General features: G+C 38.6%; 7 protein-coding genes. 4 read left to right on the top strand and 3 right to left on the bottom strand.

Going from position 1 to position 13,665, the window contains the following annotated elements:
- Positions 1-73: 73 nt before the first annotated feature.
- Positions 74-613: an ATP-dependent protease subunit HslV gene (gene hslV, locus AC1W31_RS00875; RefSeq protein WP_481732502.1), complete on the bottom strand. Its 540-nt coding sequence runs from the start codon at positions 611-613 to the stop codon at positions 74-76.
- Positions 614-769: 156 nt separating this feature from the next.
- Between hslV and AC1W31_RS00870 the strand changes: the two genes are divergently transcribed.
- The 4 genes from AC1W31_RS00870 (at position 770) to madM (ending at position 4,476) form a co-directional block, all read left to right on the top strand.
- Entirely contained in the window at positions 770-1,678 is a 909-nt protein-coding gene (locus AC1W31_RS00870) for an alpha/beta hydrolase (protein ID WP_481732501.1), read from the top strand.
- Between the two features lie 162 nt (positions 1,679-1,840).
- On the top strand, positions 1,841-3,325 hold the full coding sequence (locus AC1W31_RS00865) for an acyl-CoA synthetase (RefSeq protein WP_481732500.1): 1,485 nt from the start codon (positions 1,841-1,843) through the stop codon (positions 3,323-3,325).
- A gap of 24 nt (positions 3,326-3,349) precedes the next feature.
- Positions 3,350-3,715: a malonate transporter subunit MadL gene (gene madL / locus AC1W31_RS00860; RefSeq protein WP_481732499.1), complete on the top strand. Its 366-nt coding sequence runs from the start codon at positions 3,350-3,352 to the stop codon at positions 3,713-3,715.
- Entirely contained in the window at positions 3,715-4,476 is a 762-nt protein-coding gene (gene madM / locus AC1W31_RS00855; protein ID WP_481732498.1) for a malonate transporter subunit MadM, read from the top strand. The genes madL and madM overlap by 1 nt, the downstream gene beginning before the upstream one ends.
- A gap of 80 nt (positions 4,477-4,556) precedes the next feature.
- Here madM and AC1W31_RS00850 read toward each other — a convergent pair whose 3' ends face one another.
- Both AC1W31_RS00850 and AC1W31_RS00845 read right to left on the bottom strand, forming a co-directional pair.
- Complete coding sequence (locus AC1W31_RS00850; protein ID WP_481732497.1) at positions 4,557-5,552, bottom strand: glycosyltransferase family 2 protein; 996 nt, start codon at positions 5,550-5,552, stop codon at positions 4,557-4,559.
- 169 nt (positions 5,553-5,721) lie between these two features.
- On the bottom strand, positions 5,722-12,756 hold the full coding sequence (locus AC1W31_RS00845) for an SdrD B-like domain-containing protein (RefSeq protein WP_481732496.1): 7,035 nt from the start codon (positions 12,754-12,756) through the stop codon (positions 5,722-5,724).
- Positions 12,757-13,665: the final 909 nt, after the last annotated feature.

Below are 13,665 nucleotides of genomic sequence, written 5' to 3'. Positions count from 1 at the left end.
ATTAATCATTATTTAGTTCGCAAGGTCATAATTTTTATCCAATATTTAAAGAAAAGTGATGTAAATCATACACTTATACAGGCTTTTCAATCACGAAATTATGATTGGTATAAATACAAATATCGGCGGCAATATTCAATCCTTCACGTACCATTTCTTCCGCTGATAAATGCGGAGCGTGTTTTTTCAAAGCCAAAGCCGCAGAAAGGGCATAATTACTACCCGAGCCAATGGCGGCGATGCCATTTTCAGGCTCTAAAACATCTCCCGTTCCCGAGATAATGAGCGTTTCTTCTTTATTGGCCACAATCATCATGGCTTCCAATTTACGAAGGTAACGATCGGTACGCCAGTCCTTCGCCAATTCAATACTGGCACGTTTCATATTGCCACCGTAGGCATTTAATTTTTCCTCAAAACGTTCTAAAAGCGTAAAAGCATCGGCCGTTGAACCCGCAAATCCCGTAACAATTTTGCCATCCAACATTTTACGAATTTTCTTCACGTGATTTTTAGCAACGGTTGCTCCCATTGTTGCTTGTCCATCCGCACCGATGGCAACTTCTCCATTATGCACTACCGCTAACACAGTGGTTGATCTAATTTTTTCCATAAGACGATTTATTTTTTGCAAAGATATTAGGTAAATATTACATTTGATTTCCTTTCTGTAATCAGTTATTAATTAGAATCGTTCATTTCTACATTCTTAAAATTTTACCAAGGCTATACCATCTTTAATTTTATTAAAAACTTTAAATAAATATCCATGAAAAAATTTATTATCACTTTAAGTCTCTTATGCACAATGACTTACGCACACGCTCAGCAAGATATGCCATTATATCCCAAAGAAGTTCCAAATTCAAAACCAGTTCCGAACACCCAAAAATCTGAAACCGACAAAAATGGGATTTTACGTATTTCGGAGGTAACGGTACCTTCTTTGACGGTCTATTCTCCCCCAAAAGGTACCTCTAATGGAACAGCCGTAATTATTTGTCCGGGAGGTGGTTACAGAATTTTGGCGGCTTCGCACGAAGGTTCGGATGTAGCGAAGGAATTTAATAAAATGGGCGTGACGGCTTTTGTGGTTAAATACAGAATTCCCAACGAAAATGCGCAAATTGATAGAACAATTGCTCCTTTGCAAGACGCTCAACAAGCTATCAGAACGGTTAGAAAAGATGCGATAAAATACGGGATAAATCCTAATAAAATCGGCATTATGGGCTTTTCGGCGGGCGGACACTTGGCGGCGACGGCCTCCACGCATTTTGCAAAACCTGTGGGCGACAATGCAGATGAAACTAATGTTCGCCCAGATTTTTCTATTTTGGCTTATCCAGTTATCACCATGAAAGAATTTGGACATCAAGGTTCGACAGAACAATTAATTGGCAAAAACCCTTCGACTGAATTAAGAGAATTGTATTCAAACGAAATGCAAATTACGAAAGATACGCCACCCGTATTTTTATTTCATGCGGGCGATGATAATGCTGTTCCTGTGAAAAATTCGCTTTCGTACTATGAGGCTTGTCAAAAAAATGGGGTTTCAGCAAGTATGTTGATTTATCCAAAAGGTGGACACGGTTTCGGTTTAAACAATAAAACAACCAAAGATAAATGGATGGACAGTGTTAAAAACTGGATGGATTCAATGGGTTGGTTATAATTTCTTTCCATGTGATTAAGTAAATGAGTGATTTTTAAAATAAAACAAGCCCTCTCAAGTGTTTAAAATGCTTGGGGGGTATCAATCCAACTATTTCTAATTTTGAATCTCTTTTTATTTTAATCTTCTTTAAACTTTCTAATCCACTAAATAAGAAACTAAATGCTTCAAATCATTAACAAAAGCAATCAACCGAAAACGGCTATTATCTCCAATGGAAATTCATATTCCTACGACGAATTACGGGCAGCTTCTCGACAATTTTCTAACCTTTTATTAGGAGAAAATACGGATTTAGCCGAAATGCGAGTGGCTTTTATGGTCACGGCAGGTTTTGATTATGTAAAAACGCAATGGGCAATTTGGCAAGCGGGCGGCGTGGCGGTTCCCCTTTGTACTACGCATCCCTTATCGTCATTGCAGTACGTTATTGAGGATACGCAAGCAGAAGTCATCGTTGTTTCGCCTGAATTTGAGTCAGTTTTAAAAGATTTAGCCTCAGAAAAAGTGATAAGATTTATCGTATTAAATGATACTAAAAATCAAATAATCAAAGACTTACCAAAGCTTACGCCCGAACGAAAAGCCATGATTCTTTATACCAGTGGCACAACGAATTTGCCTAAAGGTGTTGTGACGACTCATGCCAATATTGAAGCTCAGGTAAGCACGCTCGTGAAGGCTTGGGAATATACTGAAAATGACCACATCCTTTGTATTTTGCCTTTGCACCACGTTCATGGCATTATTAACGTGATTTCGTGTACACTTTGGGCGGGCGGAACGGTAGAATTTTTACCAAATTTTTCAGCCGACGGGGTTTTTAATTGGATGAAAAAAATGGCGGAATCTGGCATGAATGGCGTTTTTATGGCGGTTCCTACGATTTATTTCAAACTCATTGCTTATTTTGAAACGCTCAATGAATCAACGCAAAAAGCTTTAACGGAAAACATGAGAACCTTCCGATTAATGGTTTCTGGTTCGGCAGCTTTACCCGTTTCGGTGATGGAAAAATGGGAAATTATCAGTGGACATCGCCTTTTGGAACGTTACGGAATGACAGAAATTGGCATGGCAATTAGCAATCCTTATCACGGAGAAAGGCGAGCGGGACACATCGGTCAGGCTTTGCCAAATGTGGATATTAGATTGGTGGATGAGCAAAATCAAGAAGTAACGATTGGAGAAGCAGGCGAAATTCAGGTGAAAGGAGATAATGTTTTTCAAGAATATTGGCTAAAATTAGACGCAACAAAAAACACTTTTACAAAAGATGGTTGGTTCAAAACGGGTGATGTGGCGGTTTTAAATGATGGTTATTATAAAATTTTAGGCAGAAGTTCCATCGACATTATTAAGTCGGGAGGATATAAAATTTCAGCCCTTGAAATTGAAGAAGTTCTGAGAACTCACCCCAACATTAATGATTGTAGCGTGGTTGGAGTTGACGATGAAGAATGGGGAGAATTAGTAGTGGCAGTCCTTATTTCAGACGATATAAATTTGGATACAAATGCGTTAAACAAGTGGATTCGAGAAAAAATGCCGTCTTATAAAGTACCAAGAAAATATAAATTAGTGGACGAATTACCACGAAATGCGATGGGAAAGGTTACCAAAAACGATTTAAAGAAATTATTTTAAAAATCATCCTCAATTAAAACAAATATGCTAATCAAAGGAGTTGCCCTCTTGGCGGGCTGTTATATTTTAGGTCAATTATTGGGAGAAACTTTAGGCAAATTACTTCATGTAGATGCCAATGTTGGAGGCGTTGGTTTTGCGATGATTCTATTAATTTTCTCGCAAAATTGGTTAGAAAAACAAGGGAAATTCAACGCTGAAATGGAAAGTGGCATTACGTATTGGAGCAAAATGTACATTCCCGTTATCGTGGCAATGTCGGCGGTTCAGAATGTACGAGTAGCTTTATCAAGTGGGGTAATCGCTTTATTGGCGGGTATTATTCCCGTAGTCATTTGCATTTCTTTATTACCACTTTTTTCAAAATTTGCCAAAAATAACCTTCAATAATGGAATACATAACCACTTTACTCTCAAAAAACGGATTAATATTTGCGTTCCTCATTACAGGAATCATCATATTTAGTGCCGATTTTCTATCGAAAAAATTAACCAATCATAAAATCCCTGGGTCAGCCATTGCGATATTTTTGGGCTTAGTGGTTGCTTATATTGGAGGAATCATCACGGGCGGAAATAAAGGAATTGCTGATATTCAAGAATTTTCGGGCTTTGGTGTCATGGGTGGCGCTATGTTTCGGGATTTTGCGATTGTCTCAACCGCTATGGGCGTTAGTTTTAGTGTCGTAAAAAGAACTGGATTGGCGGGAATTATTTCGCTTTTTATTGGGGTCGTTTTAACTTTTTTAAGCGGGTCAATCATTGCTATCAGCTTAGGATACACTGATGCTAAAAGTATCACTACGATTGGAGCGGGTGCCTGTACTTTTGTGGTAGGACCCGTTACGGGGGCAGCCGTTGGAGCATCGTCGGACGTAATTGCCATTAGTATCGCTACTGGTTTGGTAAAATCCATTTTGGTGACGATTGGTACGCCATTAATTGCCCGTTCAATCCAATTAAATAATCCATCTACTGCGATGATTTACGGCGGATTAATGGGAACAACCAGTGGCGTAGCAGCAGGTTTAGCGGCCACTGACCCAAAACTTATACCCTACGGAGCCATGACGGCCACTTTTTATACGGGACTGGGCTGTTTATTATGCCCTTCACTTTTGTATATGTTGATAAGTGTGTTTTTTGCTTAGCGACTAACTTCCCGAGAGTAAAAAAAACTTTCGGGAAGTTATTATCAGTCAAATATGGAGCGTTAATTTTATAATTCTCTCTACTTAAACCGCACATCAATATTATCGGCTTCAGCAATTTTGTAGAAGCCTTTTATTTTGAAGAGGGTTTTCCAGAAATATTTCAGATAAACCCCTGTTTTTAAGGCTAATATTTGTTGACTTCTCAATTGAAAAAATGGGTTTCTGAGTTTAAAAATATTTACCGTAATTTTCCATACGTAAAAGAAAATGGCTAAGGTTACGTAGTGAAAAATTAAGAATAAATAAGGTAAAACGCCGTATTCTTTCCGAATCCAAAGGAGATTGGACACTTGCATTTGCGTACCAAATTTGTTAATTGGCGTAATATTGGTTCTTCTAAAAGGAGAAGGTTTTTCCAAATGAATGAAACGAATATCATCAAAATAACACAATTTACCCGCTTTTCTGAGTCTGCTTGCCCATTCAAAATCTTCGGCGTACATAAAAAAGTCTTCGTCCATCGCTCCTACTTGATTGATGGTTTCACGGCTCATCATCATAAAAGCACCACAAGGTAATTCGGCTTGATGTGGGTCATCGAAATGAGGTTCTGGGAAAATTTTATCCATATATTTATTAAAACGACTTGGAACAACGTACAAAAACTTTCTAAACTCATTCCGATTTCTAAAATACGGCATCGGACTCAAATCGGAAAATAATTGCAAGCCTGCAATGACCGCAATCTCTTTATTTTCACGTAAACGATTGAAGGTTAAGGTAATGGTATTTTCAAAAAGTAAGGTATCGGCATTGAGTAATAATAAATAATCTCCTTTCGCCGCTTTGAAACCCGCATTATTTCCCCGACTAAAACCTGCATTATAACCCGTTTCTACCCACACAATATCGGGATGTTTAGCTTTAATAATTTGTTCCGAATTATCTTCCGAAAAATTATCTACCACCACCACTTCGTAGGTAATTCCCGAAGTAAATTTCTTGATTGAGGTAATGCAATTAACCGTTAATTCGGCAGATTTATAATTGACAATGATGATGGAAACGTTCATTAAAAATTCGATGTTTGTTATTCGATACTTGTGAAAGTAAAATTACTTAATTCTTAACGAAACAAAACAAAAAAGCATAACCCCAATGGGATTATGCTTTCCGCACTCTATTCCTTACTTTGTTTTTTATTGTCTTTATGTTTCGATTCTACTGAATGGAGAAACTTTTTTATTTTGTCTTTGTGAATGAGTATGGCAAACAAACGTCTGGTTTACACTCGCAAACTCTTACTTTCAATACCACCGTTTTATCCGTGAAACAATCTTTATTATTGAAAACTCTGACGGTATAACTCTTATCCGTCGTTGGATTTACTAAGCCGTTGGCTATTACTCCATTGGTTGGAATTACCGTAGCATTCGAAAAAGTTTTGGTTCCTGTATAAGTTGTTCCTTCCGAATAATCATATTTATTAGCCACATCAAAACCTGATAAAATTAATTTTGCATCTGGATTTGCTGCGCCTATCGTACACGTTGCTTGAGTGGTATTGGCATCGAAAGTTGGTATTGCTTTGGTTTTAACTGATACCGTATCTGTACATCCACCTAAATTTTTCAAGATAAATTTGTATTCACCAACCGTTGTTAAACCAGTTACTTCTCCCGTGGTTGCGTTAATTAAGGTTCCTGCGGGATTGGTTGAAATGCTTGACCATGTCATATCGGTTGGCGCATTCGCTAATTTTACGGTTTTAATATCCGCACAAATTTCAACGTCAAGTCCAGCATTTGGCTTGGCAATTCGTTCTACTTTTACGGAGTCAGTACATTCACCTTGAGTTAAAACGAAAATGTAAATTCCGTTTGTTTCCATTTTAGTAATTGTACCCGTTGCGTCAATTGTTACCGTTCCGAAACCTAAACTATTTGTAGCAACCGACCATACTTGATTAGTACCTGCCGCTTGCAATTTAGCGGTTTTCGAGGGTTCACAAATTCCTCCGCCTGTTTTAACTGTTTGGTGACCGCCTGCCATTGGTGCTGGCTTTCTGATAATTGCCACCGTATCCGCACAGTATGCTGTTCCTGCTTGTTCCAAAATGAATAAGTAATTTCCATCTTGACTTACTCCAGTAACATTTCCATTCGCATCAATCGTTGGCGTTGGTAAAGTTGAACCATTGGCAAAATATCGCCAAGTTTGTCCCGTATTTAATTTCAATAATTTAGCCGTTGAGGTTGGCGAACAAATCACCACATCGTCCCCAGCATCCAATTTTGAATTTCTAAAAATATTTACTACATCCTTGCATCCACCCACATTTGTGATGATAAAAACATACGTTCCATCAACGGTCATACCGCTTACTTTTCCATTGATATCCACGGTTGCTACGACTGGATTTGTTGGGTCGGCCGACCATGTTGCTCCTGTAATTACAGTTAGTTGTGCCGTTGAAACAGGTGAACAAATTGACATATCATTTCCGCCATTCAATTGTGAATTAACAACTACTACTATTGTTGCTGTTGCATTACATAAATTTGCATTCGTTACAACTACGGTATAAACACCATCATTAATTACTTTTGCATTCGGGATTGAGGGATTTTGCGTTGAATTTATAAAGTTATTTGGTCCTGTCCAAGCAAATTTTGTTCCACTGGTAGTTACCCCTAAATTTATGGTATTCCCAAAACATACGGGTGAGTTTGAACTTGCCGTAGCAGCGGGGGCAGTATAAATTGCCGTTGATGCCGTTGCTAAAGCAGTACATCCATTTGCGTTGGTTACTTTCACCGTAAATTCATAACTCCCAGCGGTTGGTAAAGTAATTACAGGATTTTGAATGGTTGAAGTAAATGTTGGCGTTCCCGACCATTCGTAACTTTTAGCACCAGCTGGTGTGGAAGTTAAAGAAATACTTCCTCCCGTACAACCAGGAGCAGAAGCAGTGGCGGTTACACCTGTGAGGCTCGGATTAATCACTACTAATGTCGTGCCAGTACCTTTACAACCGTCTGCATTTTCTACTGCTACTGTCCAAACGCCACCGTCTGCATTTGTCGAGACATTCGTAAATGGATTCTGTAAAGTTGAACTGAATCCACTTGGGCTTGTCCACAAATAAGTTGCTCCCGTTCCACCAGTAATTCCTAATTCTAATCTTGACCCTAAACACACAGGGCTATTGCTGGTTGGGGTTACGGTTAAGGCTGTTCCTACGGTTACTGCTACAGTTGCAGTTGAGATACAAGTATTTCCGTCCGTAACAGTTACCGTATAAGTTCCTTTATTAGCATCCGTTGCATTGGCAATTGTTGGCGTTTGCAAAGTTGAAGTAAAGGGCGCTGGTCCTGTCCAAGCATATTGTAAACCTGCCGGCAAAACCGATATTGTTCCACTTCCACCCAAACAAATGGCAGCACCCGTAGCAGTCAAAACTGTTTTTGGATAAACTGTTACACTTGTGGTTGCAATGGCAGTACAGCCGTTTGAATTACCAGTTACGGTATATATTCCTTGTTGAGTTACCGATAAATTTGCCATGGTTGTGGTAAATGCGCCACTTGGACCTGTCCATGAATATGAAGTTGCACCAGAAGCAGTTAATGTACCAGTTATCCCCGCACAAAAAGCTAAAGTATTTACGGTTATCGTTGGAATTGGATTTACCACTACATTTGCCGTTAATGCCGAAGTACAAAGATTTGAATTCGTAATTAAAACCGTATAAACTCCTGAATTAGTGGTCGTTAAACTTGGCAAAGTAACTTCTTGCGTAGTTGCGCTAAAAGCAGTTATTGCGTTTGAAGACCAAGCATAGGTAGCTAATGGATCAGAACTGGTTGCTTTCATAGTTAATGATTGACCCACACAAAGACTTGGAACCGCAATTGTTCCAACCGTTGAACCTGGGCAATCTCCGATAATACCCGCATCAATTGCTAAATTACTTTCTCCCGCTGCAAGTGTGATTGATGCAGATTTTCCCGTTGTCAAATCTGCATCACTATCTTTATCCGTAGTAGTGGAGGCAGTATTTTTTGGAGAAAAACTATTTCCTGTTCCGATAGAAGTCTTAACAAATTCAACCGTATAAGTTCCAGCGACTAAATTATCGAATAGATATTTTCCGTCCGCCCCCGTTGTGGCAGTTGCGATAGGTGTAGTATTTGTTCCTGCATATAATTTTACAATAACACCACTTACGCCAACCGTTTCCGTTGGGTCTTGAATTCCGTTTTTATTGGTATCTTTCCAAACGAAATCTCCCAATTGAGCGGGTTGAAATAAGCCAAAATCAATGGTTAAATTTGAGTTTTTGTCTTCCTTTGTACCATTTGTAACATCACCATCATTGATGGGCTCAGTTAAATTATCTAATTCAACCGTTTTACTTCGAATCAGTTGCCCCGTTGTTGATGTTCCATCATCATCATCATTCAAATCAGCATTGGGGTCGCCCGCAAAAGGTTCAAAAGGACCCGTTGCCGAACCATTCGTTCCTGTACTTGATTTGTAGCCTACTGGTGCATCAATTTCAACGATATAAAATCCGGGGATTAAGTTTGAAAACAAATATTTTCCATCTACTCCAGTTGTTGTGGATGCTATTGAAGTTAATGGGTCAGTCGCATCGTATAATTTTACGGGAACATTACTTACGCCCACTTCTCCATTATTATTTAAACCATCATTATTGGTATCATTCCAAACTAAATTACCCAATTTTTGACATTTCGTAATCGTTGTCATAATCGTTGCGACGGCAAAACAGCCATTCGTAAGTGTAACTTTCAAACTATAAACACCAGCTTGTTTTAAATCAGGTTTTGTCAAAATTGTGATGTTCATGGTTGTGGCAGTAAAACCATCTGGCCCCGACCATAAATAAGAACCTACAATTTCATTTGGTTTTCTATCAACTGTTGCATCTCTTAAAGTAAGATTTTCACCCACACATTGATTTAAGAAACCAGCTAATTGAGTAACCGTAATTTGCGAAAAAGCAACTTTAGCAGTAGCCGTTGCAGAACATCCAGTTGAAGCAGTTGCGGTGACCGTATATGCACCCGCATTATCCAAAGAAACATTGGCAATTGATGGATTTTGTTGATTTGAAGTAAAACCTAATGGCCCAGACCATAAGAATATTAATCCTGTATCGGTGGTGTTGGCAGTTAATTGTAAATTTCCTCCAGTACATACACTCACATCAGTTGACGTAAGATTTACGCCAGCAATTTTTGTGACTTTTACCGTATCAGTACAACCATTCGCAGAAGTTAACACAAATTGGTAAACCCCTGGATTTATCATACCTGATACATCGCCGAACTTAGGAACAACCGTTGCGGGTGAAGGATTTGCGGGTGATGTTACGACTGACCAATTATCATTTATATCAATATCAATTAAAGATGCCGTTGTGAGACAGGTACTAATATCTAAACCTGCATTTGACCTCGCTTTTCTGGTAATTTGAACTTCATCAAAACAATCTCCTTGCGTTAATCGGAAAGTATAAACACCGTCTGTGGTTAATGCAGTTACTACTCCATTGGCAGCAACCAAGGGAGTAGTTCCGTTTGGTTTTGTAATTACCGACCAAGTTTGCCCAGCAACTGCAGCATTTATAGTAGCTGTTGTAGCAGGAGAACAAATAATTTGACTTGCTCCTGCTACAACCACTGGATTTATCGTAATAGCAACCGTTTCAGAACAACCAGTCGCATTATTGGTTAAAACAAATTCGTACTTTCCCGAGGCAATCAAACCAGTAACCACGCCAGTAGTAGCATTTATAATTGCTGCAGGGTTTGCAGGTGAGGTCAAAACCGTCCAAGTTTCTGCTTCTATTCCTGTTTTTGCATCTGGTAAATCAAACGTTGGACTGCCATCGCAAATAATTACATCTTGTCCATTTGGTTTTGCTGTTGGGGTCAAACATTTAAACCCTACATCCAATGTATGGTCATTTTCTCCTGCATTTCCAGTACTGAAAGCAATTGAAGCATAAGTATTCGTTCCCGAAACTGTTGCATCAGAATCAATTTCATTATTTGTTCCTGCATTTGCCGTTGTCGGCATTGACCCTGCTAATTTCGTTTGCTTTGAAGCTCCATTGACATTTGGCACACGAACTTCGTAACCGGTACTATTTGGCACTAAACCTGTGAAATAATATTCACCAGTTGTGGCATTTGTCGTAGTTGAAGAAACCAATGAACCAGCCTTCCATAATTCAACGGTAACACCCGTCAACGCTGGTTCACCAGCATCCTGAATTCCATCTTTATCGGTATCATTCCAAAGTCTATTGCCAACCTCAATGGGTTGTGAGGCACATAATAATTCTAAATCGCCCAATCCATTTGCTTTTCCGAAGGTCGTTGAACCTCCACCTGCATCCGTACCAAAAATTTGGTATCCCCTCGGAGCTGCCCCTGTTGTATTATTAAACCAACGTGTACCCGCTGCTCGAAATGCACTTGCAGGGTCAAAAACGGTTTCCACTACTTCATTTTTTCCCGGTAATAAAGCGATACCTCCTAAAGAAATTTCTTGGTGTCCACCTCCACCAGTATTAGAACCATCTGGAAAATTTTTATTGGCATTTTTAGTGTACATATCTTGCCAGTAGAATTCTCCACCACCGGGGCCTTGTGCAGGTGTTTGGTTTGTTCCTCCCGAAACTACCCCACTAACCGTTGCATTGCTTTCTAAAGTATAAGTTCCGTTGGCATTTAACCCCATTCTCAACAAATCACCCGCAGAAGTTCCTTCGTAAGTTTTTGTATCTAAAGGATCAGGACTATAATTTGAATTCCCTAATTGATGTCCAGCTCTATCCATAAAACCCAAAATCATTGAACCATCTACATCAAATTCGATATCCGAAAGGATTGGCTGAGGACAAATGGTTTGACTATAAGTTGCCGCCCCTGGAGCAGGATTTGTAATATCACTCCATTGAGCAATCCAAGGTTTCCAAGCGGCTGAAGTTTTTAGGGTTGTACTACTGATACTTGTATATCCTCGACTATAATTTAACGGGAAATTAGTTACTTCCGTAAAATTATTTGGATTTGTATCGCCAATATTAAATGAATAAATGTATGCTTTTAAATTAGCGGCAGTACCCCCTGCATTTTCTGCCGTACAAACTCCTCCAACATAAACTTTCCCACGCCAAACTTTAATTGCCCAAGGTCTAAACACACCGTTTGTACAGCCTGGGTCGGGTAAAGTATGCGCAATTTTAGTGGTAGGTTTTATTGCAGGAGAACCAATGGGAAGTTCATATAATTTTCTATCAAAAACATTGATAACCCAAAGCGTTTTCTCATCATCCGAAATATCTATATCACCCAGAGACATCTTTCCCACTGAACCAAATACCGAAGCATCATGATTGGGTTGCGACTTTATGGTACTTAAAGAATCCGCCGCCGACGATGGATTTCTGGTATCTGTACCCACAGCAATTCCTAAATCTGAAAATAAATCAACAAACTTTGTGGTTACATGGGATGCCGTTGAAACATCAATTTTATAGATCGCTCCTGGCCCACCAGTCCCAAAACCTGAATGTCTTTTTAAGAATGCACTCGCAAAAATAAATTTTGAACTTCTCTGATAGGCCATTCCCCACGTTGCTCCCACTTCAGAACCTTTAGAAAGATAGGCATTTTCAGACGTTACGGTACCATCGCCCGTAGGCGTATAAGGTACTGTTACAATAAAAGGGTCGTTGGCTGAATTACTAATCTTGGTTCCGCTATTCAACGGTGTTCCATTTTCATAACATGGCGTGACTAAAAGCGGATTTGCAATTCCACAATAATCAGCAGGATAATTGACCCCCAAATTAGCGGTAGCTCCTCCATTCACGAATTGAGTGGAAGTGCCACTACCAGAACCTTTTGGACCTGAAAAATAAGCAGTTGGAAAATTTGAGAATTCAACTCGAAATTGGTTTGTTGACCCTACCGTAACCGTGTAAGAACCATCAACAGTAGTTTGAATATTCGCACCTACTTGAGTTCCATCCGATTTAAAAACTTTAATAGTCACCCCAGCAACGCCAGGTTCGATTGGATTGGTAGCAGATTGTAATCCGTCCGCATTAAAATCACGAAAAACCTTACCTGTAATATTTTGAGCGTAGGTATATGTGAATGATGAACCAACAAAAAGTAGCGAAAAGCAAGGAATGATAGCCTGTACTATCCGAAGACGTAAGGATTTTTTCATTGATAAAGGGATTTTTATGAACCGAAATAACTGTAAACAAAAAACTTTGAAATCATTTAAAAATAATTGAATCAATTTTGATTATGTAAGAAAATACGAGCGTGTTTTTTGAATGTAAAATTTAAAGGGTTAATTATAGCTAAAACTTCAAAAAACTTTGCATCGGGCGGAAAGAAAGGGAATGAATTTGTTTGGCATATCATCGAAACAGTCTTACAAAAATTTAATTGCAAAAGCTATGCCAAAAATTTAATATGGGTGAAAAATTGTGTTGAATGATATAATTTTCATTTAAAAAAAATAATGCTTAAAGATTCTCCAAGTGATTTAAAAATATTAAAAAAAAAGACATTAATCCAAAATGAACTGAGGTCTTGAAAAATTTTAACTTTTCTTATTTTGAAACCTTTTTGATAATAAATAGAAACAGATATTTGCTTTACAATCAATTGGCACTGGAATGAATCCTACATCATCATTATATTTGCTGTTACGTGAAAAATGCGGACACATTTGGTTCTTCGTCGATTTTGGGGCAACTAATTCCTAATCTGACGCTGGCAGCTGAACCGAAGTCTTCTTGCAAGAACCAGCAGGTTCTTCCTAAATTCCCACGGGAAAATTAGAAAATTCTTTTCTTAAAGCACTATTTACCCCCGCAATGGTGCACGAACCATCAATAGCGATATTTGAACCAATATTCTAACTTTTTTTTGCAAAACGATGTTCATTAAAATAAAAAAAAGTTATTCAAAAAAAATGCCCCAAATATTTTAACACAAAAAAGCCCAACGTTATTAACGTCGAGCTTTCCGAATTATAATCCTTACTTTGTTTTTTCTAATAAATATTGAATTATGTTTACGCATTCACTACACAAATCCCACAACATAATATCAACTAATCTTC

The sequence above is a fragment of the Arcicella sp. genome (genome assembly GCF_964672035.1).
The sequence above is the reverse complement of the archived record's forward strand: the minus strand, read 5'-3'. Positions and strand labels throughout refer to the sequence as shown.